This window comes from Bacillus sp. FSL E2-8900, assembly GCF_037966225.1.
GTDB lineage: Bacteria > Bacillota > Bacilli > Bacillales > Bacillaceae_G > Bacillus_A > Bacillus_A cereus.
The window spans coordinates 3,072,371-3,091,111 of record NZ_CP150193.1 but is presented as its reverse complement, the minus strand read 5'-3'; the positions used below and the strand labels follow the sequence as shown (position 1 = coordinate 3,091,111).

The following is an 18,741-nucleotide window of genomic DNA, read 5'->3' as shown; positions in this document are numbered from 1 at the left end:
CATTTACTTGTGAAGTAAATGGCTATTTTATATTTTTCTTATATTCACTAAGTGTAATCTTTAGTAAATTAATAGTTAATCTGATAAAATAAAAAACCTAACATATATAAAGGGGAGTTTTACTTGAGAACGATGCGACAATTATTACAAAAGAGAGCAATGCAGTCACCAAATTTGGAAGCGCTTGTAGGAGGGAAGAAAAGATATTCGTTTCAGCAATATAATGAACGAGTAAATCAGCTTGCACATTATTTGTTACATAATGGTGTGCAAAGAGGAGATCGTATAGGAATACTATGCAAAAATAATCACCCATTTCCAAGCGTTATGATGGCAAGTTTAAAAATTGGAGCGGTATTTATTCCGCTAAATCATCAGCTTACTGTATATGAATTAGAAACGATTGTAAAAGAAGCGAAATTAAAAGTGCTAGTTATTGATGAAGAATTTAGTGAAGTGTTATTAAAGGTTGATGCTGTTAAAGAAATTCCTTATGTAATTCAAACGACAAAAGAAGGTTTTGGTTCATTTGAATTAGAGCTACAAAAACAGCCAACGACAGAACCGAACGTAGAAGTTCATGAAGAAGACGACGCCATTTACTTATTTACTTCAGGAACGACTGGACAGGCGAAAGCATGTGTAATTGGACATAAAAACTTACATCACTATTTTGCTGAAATTGCGGGACAAAGAGAAATCCCAGCAGGTGAACGCTTTTTATCTGTGCATCCATTGTTCCATATGAGTGGCGTGCTTTCTATTTTAAATTGTATTTATCATGGCGTTACGATGATTTTCTTAGCTGATTCGAATCCTACTCTTATTTGGGATAAGATTGAAGAAGAGAAAATTACTACGATGCTTGCGTTCCCTGCTGTTTATAGTTACATGCTTGATGAATTAAATAAAAAAGAACGTAATATTTCAACCTTTAAAGTAGCACAAAGCGGTGGTACAAAAGTGCCAGAAACACTCATTCAAAAATATATGGAAAAAGGAATATATATGGTGCAAGGTTATGGTAGTACAGAAGGTTGGGTTGTAACCTCATGGCATCCAATGATGGGAAAAGAAAAGATGTCTTCTGTAGGAAAAACCTTGAAAAATGTAGAGGTGAAAATTGTTCATCCGGAAACAGGACATGAATTAACAACAAATGAAGTTGGAGAGATTTATGTGAAAAGTCCATACATGTTTAAAGGGTATTGGAATAATGAAAAGGCGACAAAGAAGGTAGTAAAAGATAACTGGTTTAACATGGGTGATGCTGGCATGATAGATGACGATGGATTCCTGCATATTATGGGAAGATATAAAGACGTTATTATACGCGGTGGTGACAACGTATATCCAGATCAAGTAGAAGATGTTATTCATGAAATACATGGTGTTTTAGAAGTTGCAGTAGTTGGAGTTCCAGATGACTTTTGGGGAGAGGTTCCAAGAGCTTACATTGTGAAGGATGGCGAAACAACATTAACAGAAGAAAGTATTATTCAGTATTGTAAGGAGAAGTTAGCAAGTTACAAAATTCCAGAAGTGGTATTCTTAGAAGAGTTACCGAAAAATGCTTTAGGGAAAGTGTTAAAGAGGGAATTAAGAGAAAATGTACTTGTAAAATAAAAAACGATTAGATAATGAGGAATCCAGTTATGTACAAAGCATAACTGGATTTTTTGTTTATGGTTCTGTTAGTAGATATCATAAAGATTTTAAAAATTTCGTGTTTTTGGTGTAATATTGAAAATAAAGGGAGCTAACTAATTTCAGTACAAGGGGGAGAAAAGATGGCTATAAAATTAGAAACTGAGCATTTATGTATAGAACCTTTTACCAATGATGATGTTTTTAGAATTAAAGAATTGGCTAATGACAAGGAATTAGCTAATATTCTTGGGCTTCCGCATCCATATAAATTGGAGTTCGCGCAAGATTGGGTTGATATGCAACCAGAACTTATAAGGAAAGGAATCGAATATCCTTTAGGAATTGTCTCTAAAGAATCAAGAGAAATTGTAGGTACAATTACACTAAGAATTGACAAGGGTAACAATAGAGGTGAACTTGGTTATTGGATTGGTAAGAATTATTGGGGAAAGGGTTTTGCAACTGAGGCTGTAAACAGAATGATTCAATTTGGCTTTATCGAATTAGGTCTAAACAAAATTTGGGCATCTGCCATTTCTAGAAATAGATCGTCGATTAAAGTATTAGAGAAGTCGGGTTTACGTAAAGAAGGCACATTGAGACAGAATAGACTTTTATTAAACACATATGAAGATGTTGATGTGTATGGAATATTAAAGACAGAATACAACGTTTTAAATTATAGATAAGTTTGGTAGTGTGATGACAAAAGGAAATCCTTTAGAACAGGGTTTCCTTTTGTATTTTAATAGAAGCATGTTTATCAAAAACATAATGATTTACTAGATTTTGTATTTTGTGTAAGATAATAAAGAATATTCAAATATTAATCAAGGGAAGAGATGTAAATGAAGCTGCCGCTATTACAGATAGAGACAGAGAGACTCATGATCCGTCCGTTCCAAAATGATGATTATGAAAGTTGGTTAGATGGATTTAATAAGAGGCTGCCATCTCAGTATAAATACGACGATGGTTATCAAGTTATGGCATCATCAACAAAAGAATGGTTCACGGAATGGATTAGAGGATTTGATGAAGCAGCACATCGAGATGAGATGTATGTATTAGGTATTTTTCGTAAAGAAGATGGGGCTAATATTGGAAAGCTAGAGCTAATAAAAATTTTACGTATGGACTATCAATGGGCGATGATGGGATACTCCATACATAATCAATATTGGAGAAATGGATATGGTGTTGAAAGTGTGAAAGCTGCGTTACCGTTATTTTTTAGTAGCCTTGATTTTCATAGAATCGAATTACATATACGTGTTGATAATGAGCCATCAATGCGTCTTGCGAAAAGAGCAGGTTTTTCTTTTGAATGCAAGAGAGAGGCGTTTTCATTAGAGAATGGTAAGTGGATGGATTTTCTTATTTATTATAAAAATAAGGAGATGAATATATGAGAGTGTTTATTACAGGTGGCAGCCGCGGGTTAGGATTACAGTTAGTAAAAGTATTTTATGAAAATGGGCATATCGTTTATCCATTAGTTAGAACTGAGGTTGCGGTAATGCAATTGAAGCAAATGTTTAGTGGTAGATGTTTTCCTATATTGGCAGACTTATCGGCTGATGAGAGTACGGAGCAAATTAAGAAGCAGCTTGAGGAATATACAGAGTATGTTGATTTAGTTATAAATAACGCTGGCATTACTGGGAAGGAGACTGAGATTTTACATACAAATTCAGAAGAGTTAACGGACTTATTTAATATTCATTGCTTAGGTGTAATTCGGGCTGTAAAAGGTACATATGTGGCGTTAGCTAAATCGGATCATCCGAGAATAATAAATGTGTCCTCTCGATTAGGATCATTACATAAAATGGCGAACAAAGAGTTTCCGCAAGGCCAGTTCTCATATTCATATCGAATTGCTAAAGCAGCACAAAATATGTTAACACTCTGCTTACAACAAGAGTTTGAGAATAAAGGAATTCGTGTAACTGCCATTCACCCAGGAAAATTAAAAACTGATATTGGTGCCTTTGATGCGAATATGACTCCGGCTGAAGGAGCAAAAGATATATATGATTGGGTAATAGATTCAAATGAGGATATTTCAGGGAAGTTTATTGAGCCTGGTGTGGGGGAATTGAAGTGGTGATATACGATCTTGCAATCATTCAGAATCTATTTGGCCCTTCTAAAAAAGTATTAAATGGCTTACCAAATGCAGTAACGATTGAAGAGATAGAAGAGAATGTTCTTTATGATGTACAAACTTATAAAGAAAAGATAAGTAGATTTGAAGAAGTTTGTTTTAACTGGGAGTTAAAAAGAGCGAGTATTGTATTAAACAAAAGGTTTAGTAGTTATAACTCAAGTGTGAGAGTGTTACTTGATGCCGGTTTTTCTTTGTATGCCGCAAAGATAGAAGTATGTAGAGAATTGAACAATGTAGAAGGACCTGAAAGACAATATACATATAGATCAATAGCAGAAGGAACGTTATCGGAAAAAGAATTTAAATATATTTGGGAACAATGTATGTCGGGTTCAGGGAATCAAACTTCAATTTTAACTATCGATGAGCATTTTTATTCAGTGCAAACAGAGTTAGGTACAGGCTGGGAAAAGTCATGTATTGTTTTTTATGATAAAACTGAGCCAATTGGTATGTCCATACCGCATATAGAAACTGGAACAGAAAGTGAAGGACGAGTATTTTATTTTGGGGTAATGCCTTATTATCGCGGGAAAGGAATTGCTTCTCGGTTGCATCTTCAATCGTTGCATATGTTAAAGGAAATGGGGGCTACTTATTACATCGGAAGTACGCATACTTCAAATGAAAAGATGCAGAGGATATTTTGGAGAAATTATTGTTCGGTGAAAACGGAGACAGAGCTTTATTATAAAATTTTTAAAGTAGATTAGGAGAAAAGAAAATGAAGACTATAAACGTATTTCATTACGACGCATTTACGAATAAACCAAATAAGGGAAATCCAGCAGGTATTGTATTAGAAGCAGGTGGATTAACGGAAGAGGAAATGCAAATTATTGCTGAAAAAGTTGGATATAACGAAACTTCTTTCGTTCTTCCTTCAGAAGTAGCGGATATAAAAATGCGCTACTTTACACCTGGTTTTGAAATGGATTTATGTGGTCATGGGACAGTAGGGACGATATATGCCTTGCGCGAAAAAGGTTTATTAGAAGAGAAAAGTAACCTTACGATTGAAACGAAGGCTGGGATTTTACCGATACAAATAGGTGTAAATGAAAATGGAGAACCCTTTATTAAAATGAGACAGGCAGCACCTCAGTTTAAAGAATTTACAGGTTCAAAAGAAGAATTAGCTCATAGTATCGGTTTAGAAGTAAATGATTTAGATGTAAGTTTACCGATTGTATATGGAAGTACTGGTAATTGGACTGTAATTGTACCGATTAAAAATCTTAATGCATTTGAGAGAATGAAACCTAATAATGCTGCATTTCCATCAGTATTAAAAGAAATACCTAATGCTTCTATTCACCCAATTTGTCTAGAAACTTATGATGAACTAGCACAAATGCACGGCCGTCATTTTTCATCAGCTTACGCTGGGACGATTGAAGATCCAGTGACAGGAACAGCTTCAGGTGTAATGGGAGCGTATTATGCGGAGTATTTAGAGAAAGATTTTGAACATGAATTGGGTTTAATCGTTGAGCAAGGACAGGAAATAAATAAAGATGGTCGTGTAACTGTTTATGTAACGAAAGGGATAGAAAACGAAAAGTTAAAAATAGATATTGCTGGAACAGCGGTGTATGTGAAAGAGCTTGAAATTTCGATATAAAGTGAAACTTTAATCAGTGGGGGTCTTACTGCTCGGTGAATAGCGCGATAAAAAAGAAAGCCCGGAATACATCCGGACTTTCATTATCTGTTCAATACTTCAATGTACGAAGCATTTCCAGTTGTTCTTAAAGCGGAGCGGAAATTATTATTTTCTAACGCCTTAGCAACTTGTTGTAATTGCTGTGCATCATCATGATGAATAAGTAAGCTGTCAGCACCGCTTTCTTCTATATGAATGTGTTCAATATTTCCAATGGCATCATGTACAGCTTTTAAAAATTCAGGTTTCATATTTGTCCTCCTATATGTATGTAACGTTGTAATTTAGTATTTCCTTATTTATGAAATATAAAAGTAAATGAAAGGAGAAATAAAATGAATATAAAGCAGTTTAACGAACATATAACATCACTATTTGGAGAGGACCTTCATAAATACGGCGATGATGAATATGGTTTTACTCATATAAGTAAAGATGAATTTCACAAAATCGGTTACACAACAAATTTGACATTAGAGACGATTGAAGAAGCGTATAAAAATGGAGTCGATATGATAGTTACACATCATGCGCCATGGAGTTTTTTATTTGGTATGGAAGAGGCTTGTATTGAGAAATTGAAGCAATATGAAATGAATCATTTTTGGATTCACTTGCCGTTAGATTTTGTAAAGTTTGGCACGTGTACATCGTTATTTAACGAAATTGGGATAGATACAATACTGGAATATTCAACCTATGAGGAAGAAGAACTACCGGGAATAGGAGAATATAAAGAATCGATTCCTTTTTCAAACTTAGTTGGAAAACTTGAAGAAAGAATGGAAGAGAAAGTGAAGAGCTGGAGAAATCACGATAAACCAGTAAAACGAATCGCGATTTTAACCGGTGCAGGAAACAATACAAATTTGATTGAACGTGCATTAGAAAAAGGGTGTGACACGTACATAACAGGTGAAAAAACATTATATACAGTTCAACATGCGAAATTTAAAGGGATTAATTTAATTGTAGGCAGTCATACGTTTACAGAAGTGTTTGGTGTAGAAAGTTTGGCTCATAAATTACAAGACATAGACCCTGCAATAGAAATTATTAGAGTATATGAAGAGCATTTAGAGTGATAAAATCACGTTATCATAAATGGGATATTGAAGAAAGCCATTGTAATAAAATAAAATTGTTGTTTGTTATATTAGGATGGTTGGGAGGATTTTCCTTGCGTTTGTCAAATAATAGTAAAGTTGTCTTTTGAATTAAGGAAATATTCGGAGTTGAAGGGTGAGTGAATGGACATTTCAATAATCACTGCACAACTAGTTAAGGAGAAAGTGATTTCACATTATCCAAATAGCGTAAAAGCATTAAACGGGGGAACGGCAAGTACTATATATTTGTTAGATGAACAATACGTTGTAAAGTTGAATGAATCGGATGTCATACGTGAAGAAGCTTATTTTCTTCAGTTTTATAAAAAGGACGAATTATTTCCAAAGCTTTTATATAAGGAACCTTTAAATCGCTATATTGTTTACTCATTCCTTGAGGGCACAACTTCTTGCAAACTAGGCTATAAACGGAGTGTTCTTTGTAAACTTGTAAAAGAAGTTATCAATGAGTATGAAGTAGCTACAGAGGTTGATGGCTGGGGATGGAAAGAAAATTCGGTTCAATCTTGGAGTGAATTTTTAACAACAAATGTGATAGAAGCTCATGAAAATGTAAGACGTTACATAAGTGAAGAAGAGTATAGAACGGTTCTTAAGTTAGCGAATAGGGACGCTGGAATAAATCAGCCGTTTTTATTGCATGGTGATCTTGGATTTCATAATTTTATATTTCAAGAGAATAAACTGCACGGTGTAATTGATCCTTTACCAGTGTTAGGAGATCCTATATATGATTTAATTTATGCGTTCTGTTCAACTCCGGAAGATTTAACAAAAGAAACGATTGGTTATGCGATGAAACAATGTGTATTTCATAAAAATGACCGTGATTTATATGAAGAAATAGTCATAGGATTATATTTTCGTATAGATACATGTTTACGGCACCACCCGAAAGATTTAAAAGATTATTTAGAAGCTTGGCGTTATTGGATGGGTGAGGTTGAGGTGACTTTATAGTACAAATATTTTTGGGGAGATAGTGAGATGAATGTTGCAGAAGCGAAAAAGGATTTAGCAATAAAAACGAAGAGAGGCTTACCGATTATATTAGCCGGCGTTTTATTTTGGGTAGTTATGAGTATAACAGGATTTGTTCTTTCTGAAAAACAAGTGGTGTGGGTATATTTAATCGGTATGGGCTGTGTGTTTCCTTTTGGCTTAATGATAGCTGCTATATTGAAAATTGATATGTTTGCGAAAGGAAATCCGTTAGGGATTTTGGCTGGATTAATTGGTGGGATAAATGTATTGAATATTCCACTTGTATTACTTGCCTATTTTCAATTTCCAGAATGGTTACCTTTTGTAGTAGCAATGTTAATAGGTGTTCATTTTATCCCGTACGTATGGATTTATGAAAGCAAAAGTTATGGTTTATTATCAGTAGGGACTGTATTCGTAACGTCAGTTTGCGGGATTCTTTTTGCAGAAAAAGGATTTACTGTCATTCCATTATCGGTTACAGTTGTCTATTTACTTACTTTTATAAGTTTATTAATTGAAAATAAAAAAGCAGATCATTATCAACAAAAATCAGCTTAATAAAAATATAGGGATAGGGGAAATTATGATGAAAAATTTCGTTTGTACAACGTGTGGCGTGCAGTATGCAGCGAGTGTAGAAGAACCGGTGAGTTGTCATATTTGTGATGAAGAAAGGCAGTATGTGAATCCGAAAGGGCAGTCTTGGACGACTTTAGAAAATTTGCAAACAGATGATACATATAAAAATGAAATAATCAAAGAGGAAAATGGACTTTATAGTATTACGACAAAACCAGGATTCGCGATCGGTCAAACGGCATTTGTAGTGAAAACAGAGTCATATCGTTTACTGTGGGACTGTATTACGTATTTAGATGAAACGACAATTATGAAAATAAAAGAGCTTGGCGAATTAGATGCGATTGCATTGTCTCATCCTCATTATTATTCAACGCAAGTAGAATGGGCAGAGACATTTGATGTACCAATTTATATACATGAAGATGATAAAGAGTGGGTGATGCGTCCGAGTAGTCGTATTATTTATTGGTCTGGTGAGTCTTTACAATTAGCTGATGGATTAGTCATTCATCGTTTAGGGGGACATTTTAAAGGTGGATCTGTCTTACATTGGGAAGAAGGTAATGACGGAAAAGGAATTTTGTTAACAGGTGATATTATTCAAGTTGTAGCAGATGAGCGGTGGGTAAGCTTCATGTACAGCTATCCAAACTTAATTCCACTACCAGCGAGAAAAGTGGAAGAAATGGTGAATCGAGTGAAGCCGTTACAGTTTAATCGTTTATACAACGCTTTTCATCGAGTAGTAAAAGAAAATGCAAATGAAGCAGTTGAACGTTCTGCTGAAAGATATATAAAAGCAATAGAAGGAAAGTTGTTTCATACGTAAAAGGAGAGTAGCTTAATGAAAACGTTAGTATGCTTTGGAGATAGTATTACAGCTGATGAAACATTTTTTGATGGAATGCCGAGATTAACACCACGTTTGCAAGAGATGTTTCCGAAGTGGAAAGTAGTGAATGCAGGTGTTCCAGGGGATAATACATTTGATGCGTTAAATAGGATTGAAGAAGATGTAATATCATATAAACCAGATTTCGTAACAGTTTTTCTTGGTACGAATGATGCAGTTTCTTTTTCTCAAGTGTCATTACAAGCATATAAAGAAAACTTAGAGAAGATTGTGAACCATATTTCATCAGATAAAGTACTACTGATTAGTCCTGCACCAGTTGATGAAGAAAGACAGCGTAATAGAACAAATAGAGTGCTTGGTCAGTATGCAGACGTGGTGGAGAAAGTGGCGAGGGAAACAGGAAGTTATTTTCTAAACGTATTCGCTGAAATGATTCAAGAACGGGATTATAAAAGATTTGTAGAAAATGGTGAAAAAGATGGATTACACTTTGGACCAGAAGGCTATGAGTATGTAGCGAGGTTAATTGGTGAAAAGTTAAAAGGAATTTTATAAGGAGCAAAGCACTTAGTGCTTTGCTTTTTCTTGTTTTTTTGTAGTCTATAAACTTATTCACCGCTGTAATTTGCACAGATATTTTGTTTTTTTTATATGCGTAAAAGGTTAGCTCTGTTTTAAAGTAATATAAATTTATTTTTAAAAATTTATATTTCGTAGTTGAAAATTAATATAGTTGTAACTATAATAGTTACAGTTGGTTTGTTATTTTGAAATATATACATTGAATTACAAGAATGAAATGAGTTTTTATGTAAATCAAAAAGTTATAAAAATCTATTAATTTTTATAATAAGATAAAAAGATTTTTGGTTCATACACATTATTAAATATGTTAATTCTAATAGAAAACTAGAGGTGGAAAGATGAAAAATTTTAAAGGTATGTTGATATCATCACTTGCAATTACAACTTTTGTTGGGGTAGGTACGACATTTGTAACAAATACAGTACATGCTGCCAATAACGATTCTAGTAAAATACAATTTCGTTCTAATAAGAGTATAAACACAACAACTAGCTCGAGATTGCCTGTATTATCAATCAATCCTTATGATGAACCTAGATTTTCGAGACAGGGATATCTTGAAGAGGCACCTTTAGGAATTAATGCTCCTTATGCTTGGGGAATTAAGGGAGGAGATGGTCAAGGAGCAACCTTTGTAGATTTGGAAGAAGGCTGGTTATTAAATCATGAAGATTTAGTCGGTCAAAATATTGAATTTATGTCTGGAAAAATGAGTAATGATCTTTCTCACGGTACTTCAGTTCTAGGTGTTGTTTCTGCAGCTGACAATCGGATTGGGAACATTGGGATTGCACCAAAAGCAAAGGCAAAAGTAATTTCAGTGATCCGAGATAATGGGAGAATCGATGTAAGAGATGCTATTTTAAGTGCCGTAGATTCTTTACAGGCTGGAGATGTTTTATTAATAGAAGAATCCTTTAAATATGATGGATATGGAGATGACCCTTTACCAGTAGAAGTATACCCGAGTATATTTAACGCAATTCGCAAAGGTACAGATAAAGGCATTATTATTGTAGAAGCAGCTGGTAATGGTGGGATTGATTTAGATGAATTTAAAGACCGCAATGGTAAACAGATTTTAAATCGAAATAGTCCAGACTTTAAAGATTCAGGAGCTATTATAGTTGGAGCATCTACTGCAAGAGTTCCTCATAAACGTTTAGGTTTCTCTAACTATGGTAGTAGAATTGATGTATATGGTTGGGGAGAGTATGTTGATACATTAGATACATATCAAAATCAAAATAGTAAAGGGCAAAAAGTTACAGATCAGAATATAATGAATCGTTATACTTCTAACTTCCGTGGTACTTCTAGCGCTTCGCCTATAATTGCTGGGGCTGCTGTATCAATTCAAGGGATTGCTAAAGAACATTTAGGTAAGGCATATACACCAAAAGAATTGAGGGCAATTTTAAGTAATCCTAATACAGGCACAAAGTCTAATAATCCATCATCTGATAAAATAGGGGTTTTACCAGATTTAAAAGCGATTTTGTCTAACCTTGGATTTCATAGTGATTTGACTACCAATGATCCTATGGTATTTCCAGATAACGTAGAAAAAAATGAAGGAAAAGAAAATTCAACTTTCGTATTTCCAGGTGAAGAAACAAAAAGAACAGGTGATAAAAATTCAACTGTAACCTTCCCAGAAGAAGATTTAAAACAGGAGGAAAAAGAAGAGGGATTAATTGTTTTTCCTGATTAATAAAAAAATACTACCTTCCATTTGGAGGTAGTATTTTTTATTTCTTGTCATTAACAAGCAGGCATGAAATTTGTATTTGTTTATCTTTCATAATGAACTTAACCACAAAATCGAATGTTTGACTGTTAATTAACTTTTTCTTCTCAATCAATTACATGAATTAATCTAGAAATGCTTGCTGCAATGCTTTCAGTCCATCGCTGTATATACCATGAAACAGATTTATTGCCTCTTCATCACTAACCTCAACAGGAGTGAACGTACCAGACCACTCTACTAATGATGTGTTACTTTCAGTACCTTTTTTCACCCGGATTGTAGATAGATAATTAGTGACTGGAAACGGTGCGTTCATGACTGAATACGTGTAGTAGCGTTCCTTATCATTGAATACTTCTAAGCGTTCTATAATTGTATCACCATCTGGATTAGCTAGATGACGTACACGACCGCCTTCAGTTAATTTACTACTAGGTATATAAGGTAACCAGTCTGGAAGGGAGTTGAAACCTCCGATTAATTGCCATACTTGTTCAGGTGATCCGAAAATTTCCATAGATATAATAGTATATGCCATGTTCATTACGCTCCTTTTCATCCCGGTATTTACGGGTAAGTAATCAGTAGGGGATAAACCGCCCCACTGATTAAAGTTTCACTTTATAGGTCCATAACTTATAGTGAGAATGAATTTTATCGCGGATTTTTTATTTAATATATAATTATAAAGTTAAAACTATATACTTTTAATAATTAAATTATATAATAAATATAGAAATGAAAATTTATGAGCAAGGAAGTTGAAAAATATGACATTAACAATGGGCTTTATTGGATTTGGAAAGTCAGCTAACCGCTATCACTTACCTTATGTAAACACGCGTAATAATATAAAAATAAAAACGATTTTTGTACGTCAAATAAATGAAAAATTAGCGGCTCCATATAAGGAAAAAGGTGTTTACTTCACTACTGATTTGGACGAATTGTTGAATGACAAGGAAATTCAAGTGGTGACGGTCTGTACGCCAGCACATACGCATTACGAATTAGCGAAAAAAGTTATACTTGCTGGAAAATCAGTTATCGTTGAAAAACCATTTTGCGATACAGTGGAACATGCGAAAGAATTATTAGCTTTAGGACGAGAAAAAGATGTAGTAGTTATGCCTTATCAAAACCGCCGTTTTGATGGTGATTTTTTAGCTGTGAAGCAAGTAGTTGAACAAGGATTCCTTGGTGATATTATTGAGATTGAATCACATATTGATTATTTCCGTCCTGGTTCAATCACTCATGAAGCTCCAAAAGAAGAAGGTTCATTTTACAGTTTAGGTATTCATACGATGGACCGCATGATTTCACTATTCGGCCGTCCAGATACGGTTACATACGATATTCGCAATAATGAAATGGAAGGTGCGGTTGATAATTATTTCGATGTTGGTTTACATTACGGAAATCAGTTGAAGATTAAGCTGAAAACGAACCATGTCGTAGCAAAAGATTATCCACGCTTTATCGTCCATGGAACAAATGGATCATTTATTAAATATGGTGAAGATCAGCAGGAAAATGATTTGAAAGCGGGGATTATGCCTGAGAGTGCAGGGTTTGGTGAAGATTCACCGATGTACTATGGAGTTGCTAAATATCGTAATGCAAATGGTGACTGGATTGAAAAACAAATTAAAACGCCGCTTGGTGATTATGGTCGTTTCTATGATGCTGCGTATGAAACAATTATAAATGGTGCACCAAAACTTGTGAAAGACGAAGAAGCGGTAACGAATATTGAAATCTTAGAAAATGGATTTGCTGCCCCATCACCTTCAGTTTACAAACTTGAGGCTTTACATTTGAATGAATAGAAGAGAGTTTGCAGTATAAAGGAGGTATGGAAATGGCAAGCGGATCAACACAAGTAAAATACCTCGGCATTTATCAAAAGATTAAACAGCAAATTTTAGACGGTGAATATAAAATCAACGAAAAAATTCCGAGTAGCCCCGTCCTTGCTGAAGAATTTGGTGTTTCAGCCCTTACTATTAAGAAAGCGTTGGATCTATTAGTTAGAGATGGCTACATTATCCGCCGGCGCGGAAGTGGAACAGTGGTGCAAGATTGGCGTCAACAGGAAAAGGCACGAATGATTCAAACTTTAACGGGTACGAAAGCTGTATACGGCAGTGAGGTAGAAAGTAAAATTATCGAGTTTGCGATTGTTGGGGCTGATGAAGTAGTTGCTGAGAAATTGGGAGTTTCAATCGGTGATTTCGTCTATAAAATCATTCGCCTCCGCATCATTCACAGCATTCCGACGATTATGGAGCATACATGGATGCCAATTTCGGTTATCCCAGGTGTTGAGGCTTCTGTTTTAGAGGAGTCGATATACTCACATATTCAAAATAAACTTGGTCTTGAAGTAGGGACATCTGTTGTCAGGGTTAAAGGAATTCGCCCAGATGATAGGGAAAAGCAGTTTATGAACTTAACAAATCAGGATTTCCTAATGCGAGTTGAACAAGTAGCTTATTTAACGGATGGACGAACTTTTGAATATTCTTATGCAGATCATCTCCCCGAAACCTTTGAGTTTGAAACAGTCATTACTGCAAAAAATTATAAAGAGATATAAAAATCGGTTGAGGCAAGTATTGTCTCAACTGCTCCTATTATACGTTAATAGAATGCATCCAAGACTTAACATTTGATTTATAGAACTGTAAAGTTTAAAATTACAGTATAGTTTTTAGAAGTGAGTTGTTATCGTCTGTAAAATGTAGATAAATTAAATATTCTCGAATAAATAATATTGCTTGTATTTGATTCTAAACTGTAATTTTTTTTAATACATTTCAATAACCGATGTTTAAAATGTACGTTTCATAACATTAAAGGAGTGAGTTAAATATGGTAATTCTATATACAACAGCAAGCTGTGCCTCATGCCGAAAAGCGAAAGCATGGCTTGAAGAGCATCAAATTGATTATATTGAAAAAAACATCGTATCAAATTCTATGACAGTTGATGAGCTTAAATCAATTCTTCGTTTAACTGAAGAGGGGGCTACTGAAATTATTTCAACTAGATCCAAAACTTTTCAGGACTTAAATATAAATATTGAGGAGCTCTCGCTCAATGAATTTTATACATTAATAATTGAGCATCCACTAATGTTACGTCGCCCAATTATGCTGGACGAGAAAAGATTGCAGATTGGTTTTAATGAGGAAGAAATTCGTAAATTTTTACCACGTAGCGTTCGAACGTTTTTGAACATTGAATTGCAAAAGTTGGCTAATTAATAAGTAATATTTTTTAGGGAAAGTGGTATGAAAGGAGGAAGCAGAAAATGATAGAAGTATGTGTTACAGTCAATTATAACGATAGAAATTATCAAACAAATGTTATTGTAAGTAAAGATACGATATGGACAAAAATTAAACAATTGGCAGAAGAACAAGTGAAGAAACAGTGGAGTGTTTAATTTTATTTTCAACTTAAAAAGCTAAATGAAGTTATCAGATATAGGTGGGACCGGATAGAATATAAGAGAATTAATTTTTTATGGCAAGAAGTATTCTATATGTATTAACGTTCTAACCTATCTGTAATATTTATGGCTACAGTTAATATATGAGAAACAATATTTTTGATCGTAGGAGGAAAACAATGAACAGCGACTTTACCTTGGCCATACACAGTTTAACTTATTTAGCTTTACAGCCAGATCGGATGTCAACAAGTAATGCTATTTCAGAAAGTGCAGGTGTTCACCCAGTACGCATTCGCAAAGTACTAAGTTTGTTAAAAAAACATAAGTTTATACAATCGAAAGAGGGAACTGGTGGAGGTTTTATTTTCGCTCGCGATTTAGATGAAATTAATCTTTGGCATATTTATCAGATAACCTCTGAAGGTGCTTTGCAGCCGAAGTGTCCAGAATCAAACAATCAGTGTGTTGTAGGTTCGAACATGCGAAAAGTTCTTTTCGCTATTTTCTTAGGTGCTGAAGAGCATCTAGGTGAATACTTAAAGAATTATACAATGAAAGAAGTTGTTGATCTTATCAATCAAGAGCGTTAAGCGGCTTAATTATTATATAGCCGTGAGTTCTTAACACTTAAATGTAATGAAAAATATTACAGTATAATTGTTTTTATATCTTTTTTATCGTCACAAAAAATATTTATAGGAAGGTGAAACGGTATGATGTCAAATAATAATCATGTTTTAAAAGTAGGAGATTGGGTTCGTGGAATATCAAATGAAGGTGAATTAATAGTTGGTTATATTGTATCACTTGATGATGTAGAGGATATAGTTACAGTTAGTATTGTGAAACGTGACGGCAAGTACACAATAAACGAAGCGATTTTACTCTTTAGTAAACACGTTAACAAACTCCCTGAATCAAAGGTAATAAATAAGGAACAAATCCTTTATCTTATAGATCTTGCATTATTAACGGGGGATGAAGAATGGTTTATCGAGCTTTCTTCAAAATTAAACTCGATAAAAGAGCTAGTTAATGAGGGATTTTAAAATTTAAACTTTTGAGGGTGCACACAATCCGCCTTATGGAGAGGACACAATTATTTTTCGCATAAAAGGAAATGATGTAAAAATGATTCATTACAAACATAGAGATATCCCTGAAGAAGAGCCGAACAAACTACAATTAAGATGATATTGAAGTGATTTGTTTGTGTATTCCTGATAACGATAATTATGTAAATGAGCTGTCCATATGGGGCAGCTTTTTTGCTTTTTGCTCAGTGTAGCTTTTTAAATTGTATATGAATTCAATATTAATAATATATATCCTAAAATTTGGTTTTTGTATTTTGGGATTTTTTTCTTTTTACCTACATTAATTATTTATTAGAATATCTTTTATGTTTAAAATAAGATTTTTTGATAAAAGAGGATATAAGTATCTTTATAATAAGTCACCTAGAAAAACAATGTATTATTGTATTTTTTTACTAACTAATTCAGCTTTAAGCGATAAAAACAATGGCTACATGCTAACTGTAAAATATTATCCATATAAAATTATTCCTCTTTAATATTTCTGAAAATATAAAAATATTAATTTTATAAATATACACGTTATAATGAGGGCGTCGAGAGAAATTTTATTATCTCTGGAGAAAATATAAAAAATGCGATTATTAGTAAGAAAGGTGTGTGATTAGAGGCGAAATGTATGTAATGTGCTTCAGTGGCTTGTGTAAGCAATATCATCAGTGCTACCGAAGTTATGAAAGTAATGTATAGAATTGAGAAAGAAACGCCTCGCAAATGAAGAGAGGCCGGTTTAGCTAAAATTACTTTTAAAAGTAAAAAAGAGAAACCATTAAAGTAATACACTGTTATTAGAAATGTTGCAACGTATTTATGAAGTCTATTCTATATTGTTCTCTTAAGGGGTCTTTATATAAAGAGCGGATATTACGAGTAAACTTTTTTGTGAACGCTAACAATTATATTAGGACGCTAATTAGCGAATGTTTCAATTTGGATTCATTATGATGAAGGACATACAATGTGGGGCAACTTGTAAGGAATTCATTTTCCAAAACGGGAATATTTGTTAGGTGCAAAGAGAGATGCAGGAATAGATACAAGGGGGAGTTATTATATGAACGGGAATACTGCAAAGAAAATAGAAGTTCAAGCTGAAAATACCGCACGAAAAAATGAGCAATATGCAGATCCGAAAAAGTGGCATAAGCAGGATACTACATGGGCACTCAGTCTATTTGGAACTGCAATTGGAGCAGGGGTGCTCTTTTTACCGATTAATGCAGGTTCAGGTGGTTTATTATCTTTACTACTAATTACATTGCTTGCATATCCAGTTATGTACTACTCACATAGGGCACTTGCTAAAATGATATACGCTTCTAATTCTGCTGATGAGGGGATCACAGGTACAATTAGAGAGTATTTCGGAAATAAAGCGAGTATCATTTTTAACATCGTATATTTCGGTTCAATTTATACAATCGTACTAATGTATTCGGTTGCGCTTACAAACACTGCAAGTAGTTTTATCGTGCATCAATTGCACATGCCAGAACCTCCAAGAGCTATTTTATCACTTGTATTAGTTCTTGGTCTTATCGCTATACTGAATTTTGGTCAAGATATTACTGTAAAGGTAATGAGTATGTTAGTGTATCCTTTCATAGTTTCTCTACTGTTTATCGCAATATCTTTAATTCCACAGTGGAATACGTCAATGCTTAGTTTTTCAGCTGTTTCAACTGCTTCAACAGGAACAGGCTATTTTGGGACGATATTGATGATTCTACCAATCATCGTATTCTCATTTAATCATTCACCTATGATTTCATCATTTGTTGTGAAACAGAGAGCTACGTATGGAATCGAAGCCACTGATGCGAAATGTGCGCAAATACAAAAGGTTTGTTATATCATGACATTCGCTGTTGTTATGTTCTTCGTTTGGAGTAGCGCATTGAGCTTGACTCCAGAGGATATAAAAATGGCAAAAGAACAAAACTTATCAATTCTTTCATATCTTGCGAATGAGCTTAATTCGCCTGTAATCACGATTGCAGCTCCAATTATTGCTTTTGTGGCTATTACAAAGTCTTTCCTTGGCCATTATATCGGAGCATTTGAAGTAATGCGTGACATGATTATTAAGTTTGGTAAATCACGTGGAAAAGATATTGAAGAAAAAACAATTAAGACAATAATCCTTACTTTTGTTGTATTATCATGCTGGTTTGTTGCTTATACAAATCCAAGTATTCTTGGACTTATTGATTCTCTAAGCGGTCCATTAGTTGCTGCTATCTTATGTCTATTACCGATGTATGCGATTCAAAAAGTGCCAGTACTAGCTAAATACAAAGGGAAAATGAGTAACGTATTTGTTATTATTGTAGGTGTACTTACTGTCTTAGCAAGTATTAAGTCATTATTCTAATTCACTATTATTCGTATTAGTGTAAAAATAGTTAATATGAAAAACTTTTTGGACAAACTTCTCACATTGGAGAGTTTGTCCTTTTTTAGTCATTCTATCAACTTGCCGACAAACAGCCACCTTCCAGGCAGAAGGTGGCTTGTTTCGGTATTAATTTATTTTAACTATTCACGTCTGAATGGCCTTTTTGGAGCAATTAGCTCTAAATTAGTACCATCTGAATCGGGGAAGTAGGCAACTCCTGTATCAAATCCAGTTTTCTAGCCGTCTTCTTGAAAGATAATTGGTTCGTCATCTGGGTGCTATCCTATGCCCATCAAGCTAACAAAATGGATTGCCTCTGAAACAAAAAATGATTTTTATTACTATAAAAAACGTAAAGTATCTGTTTTTAGAAAAAATTAATTTTTATAAATTGATGGA

Annotated in this window: 21 protein-coding genes and 2 pseudogenes; 20 read left to right on the top strand and 3 right to left on the bottom strand. The window is 34.0% G+C overall.

Translation table 11 applies throughout. The annotated features are described in order from the left end of the window. The first annotated feature begins 132 nt into the window (after nt 1–132). The 6 genes from NST90_RS15825 (at nt 133) to NST90_RS15800 (ending at nt 5,447) form a co-directional block, all read left to right on the top strand. Complete coding sequence (locus NST90_RS15825; RefSeq protein ID WP_283748262.1) at nt 133–1,626, top strand: class I adenylate-forming enzyme family protein; 1,494 nt, start codon at nt 133–135, stop codon at nt 1,624–1,626. A gap of 164 nt (nt 1,627–1,790) precedes the next feature. Then, nucleotides 1,791–2,339: a GNAT family N-acetyltransferase gene (locus NST90_RS15820; RefSeq protein WP_000985518.1), complete on the top strand. Its 549-nt coding sequence runs from the start codon at nt 1,791–1,793 to the stop codon at nt 2,337–2,339. Nucleotides 2,340–2,498: 159 nt separating this feature from the next. Next, nucleotides 2,499–3,062 carry a GNAT family protein gene (locus NST90_RS15815; RefSeq protein WP_000775352.1) on the top strand — a complete coding sequence of 188 codons (564 nt, stop codon included), beginning with the start codon at nt 2,499–2,501 and terminating at the stop codon, nt 3,060–3,062. Beyond that, nucleotides 3,059–3,763 carry an SDR family NAD(P)-dependent oxidoreductase gene (locus tag NST90_RS15810; RefSeq protein WP_025708823.1) on the top strand — a complete coding sequence of 235 codons (705 nt, stop codon included), beginning with the start codon at nt 3,059–3,061 and terminating at the stop codon, nt 3,761–3,763. Before NST90_RS15815 ends, NST90_RS15810 begins: the two co-directional genes overlap by 4 nt. Next, on the top strand, nt 3,760–4,536 hold the full coding sequence (locus tag NST90_RS15805; RefSeq protein ID WP_283748263.1) for a GNAT family N-acetyltransferase: 777 nt from the start codon (nt 3,760–3,762) through the stop codon (nt 4,534–4,536). The genes NST90_RS15810 and NST90_RS15805 overlap by 4 nt, the downstream gene beginning before the upstream one ends. 11 nt (nt 4,537–4,547) lie before the next feature. After that, complete coding sequence (locus NST90_RS15800) at nt 4,548–5,447, top strand: PhzF family phenazine biosynthesis isomerase (RefSeq protein ID WP_025708820.1); 900 nt, start codon at nt 4,548–4,550, stop codon at nt 5,445–5,447. Nucleotides 5,448–5,530: 83 nt separating this feature from the next. On the opposite strand, the gene NST90_RS15795 is transcribed toward NST90_RS15800, so the two are convergent. After that, entirely contained in the window at nt 5,531–5,740 is a 210-nt protein-coding gene (locus tag NST90_RS15795; RefSeq protein WP_025708818.1) for a hypothetical protein, read from the bottom strand. A gap of 84 nt (nt 5,741–5,824) precedes the next feature. On the opposite strand from NST90_RS15795, the gene NST90_RS15790 reads away from it, so the two are divergent. The 6 genes from NST90_RS15790 (at nt 5,825) to NST90_RS15765 (ending at nt 11,344) form a co-directional block, all read left to right on the top strand. Next, nucleotides 5,825–6,574, top strand: a complete 750-nt coding sequence (locus NST90_RS15790; protein ID WP_025708816.1) for a Nif3-like dinuclear metal center hexameric protein — start codon at nt 5,825–5,827, stop codon at nt 6,572–6,574. Between the two features lie 165 nt (nt 6,575–6,739). Next, complete coding sequence (locus tag NST90_RS15785) at nt 6,740–7,579, top strand: phosphotransferase (protein ID WP_025708814.1); 840 nt, start codon at nt 6,740–6,742, stop codon at nt 7,577–7,579. Between the two features lie 27 nt (nt 7,580–7,606). Beyond that, nucleotides 7,607–8,164 (top strand): hypothetical protein, encoded by a 558-nt coding sequence (locus NST90_RS15780; protein ID WP_001099749.1) that lies wholly within the window; start codon nt 7,607–7,609, stop codon nt 8,162–8,164. 25 nt (nt 8,165–8,189) lie between these two features. After that, nucleotides 8,190–9,017, top strand: a complete 828-nt coding sequence (locus tag NST90_RS15775) for an MBL fold metallo-hydrolase (RefSeq protein ID WP_080342266.1) — start codon at nt 8,190–8,192, stop codon at nt 9,015–9,017. A gap of 15 nt (nt 9,018–9,032) precedes the next feature. After that, on the top strand, nt 9,033–9,599 hold the full coding sequence (locus tag NST90_RS15770) for an SGNH/GDSL hydrolase family protein (protein WP_000855202.1): 567 nt from the start codon (nt 9,033–9,035) through the stop codon (nt 9,597–9,599). A gap of 368 nt (nt 9,600–9,967) precedes the next feature. Continuing rightward, a complete protein-coding gene (locus NST90_RS15765; RefSeq protein ID WP_025708810.1) occupies nt 9,968–11,344 on the top strand; it encodes a S8 family peptidase in 1,377 nt (458 codons plus the stop codon). Nucleotides 11,345–11,504: 160 nt separating this feature from the next. Here NST90_RS15765 and NST90_RS15760 read toward each other — a convergent pair whose 3' ends face one another. Then, entirely contained in the window at nt 11,505–11,921 is a 417-nt protein-coding gene (locus tag NST90_RS15760) for an SRPBCC family protein (RefSeq protein ID WP_283748142.1), read from the bottom strand. Between the two features lie 232 nt (nt 11,922–12,153). Between NST90_RS15760 and NST90_RS15755 the strand changes: the two genes are divergently transcribed. The 8 genes and pseudogenes from NST90_RS15755 (at nt 12,154) to NST90_RS15720 (ending at nt 18,318) form a co-directional block, all read left to right on the top strand. Next, nucleotides 12,154–13,215, top strand: coding sequence for an oxidoreductase (locus NST90_RS15755; protein WP_000176641.1), 1,062 nt, complete (start codon nt 12,154–12,156; stop codon nt 13,213–13,215). 32 nt (nt 13,216–13,247) lie between these two features. After that, on the top strand, nt 13,248–13,985 hold the full coding sequence (locus tag NST90_RS15750; RefSeq protein WP_000146278.1) for a GntR family transcriptional regulator: 738 nt from the start codon (nt 13,248–13,250) through the stop codon (nt 13,983–13,985). Between the two features lie 275 nt (nt 13,986–14,260). After that, nucleotides 14,261–14,656 (top strand): transcriptional regulator SpxA, encoded by a 396-nt coding sequence (gene spxA, locus NST90_RS15745; RefSeq protein ID WP_000236190.1) that lies wholly within the window; start codon nt 14,261–14,263, stop codon nt 14,654–14,656. 47 nt (nt 14,657–14,703) lie between these two features. Beyond that, nucleotides 14,704–14,838, top strand: a complete 135-nt coding sequence (locus NST90_RS15740) for a BA3454 family stress response protein (protein WP_000573532.1) — start codon at nt 14,704–14,706, stop codon at nt 14,836–14,838. 185 nt (nt 14,839–15,023) lie between these two features. After that, complete coding sequence (gene saiR / locus NST90_RS15735; RefSeq protein ID WP_001083465.1) at nt 15,024–15,437, top strand: Rrf2-family transcriptional regulator SaiR; 414 nt, start codon at nt 15,024–15,026, stop codon at nt 15,435–15,437. Between the two features lie 123 nt (nt 15,438–15,560). Further along, the gene (locus NST90_RS15730; RefSeq protein WP_000987461.1) at nt 15,561–15,896 is read left to right on the top strand and encodes an IDEAL domain-containing protein; all 336 of its coding nucleotides are present in this window, start codon (nt 15,561–15,563) and stop codon (nt 15,894–15,896) included. Next, nucleotides 15,895–16,041 (top strand): annotated as a pseudogene (locus tag NST90_RS15725) (DUF3888 domain-containing protein); the annotation flags it as partial. The gene NST90_RS15730 and the pseudogene NST90_RS15725, both read left to right, overlap by 2 nt. Before the next feature lie 957 nt (nt 16,042–16,998). Further along, entirely contained in the window at nt 16,999–18,318 is a 1,320-nt protein-coding gene (locus NST90_RS15720) for an aromatic amino acid transport family protein (RefSeq protein ID WP_044306805.1), read from the top strand. A 164-nt stretch (nt 18,319–18,482) separates the two neighbouring features. Here the strand turns inward: NST90_RS15720 and NST90_RS15715 are convergent. After that, nucleotides 18,483–18,629: pseudogene (locus tag NST90_RS15715) on the bottom strand (VOC family protein); the annotation flags it as partial. Nucleotides 18,630–18,741: the final 112 nt, after the last annotated feature.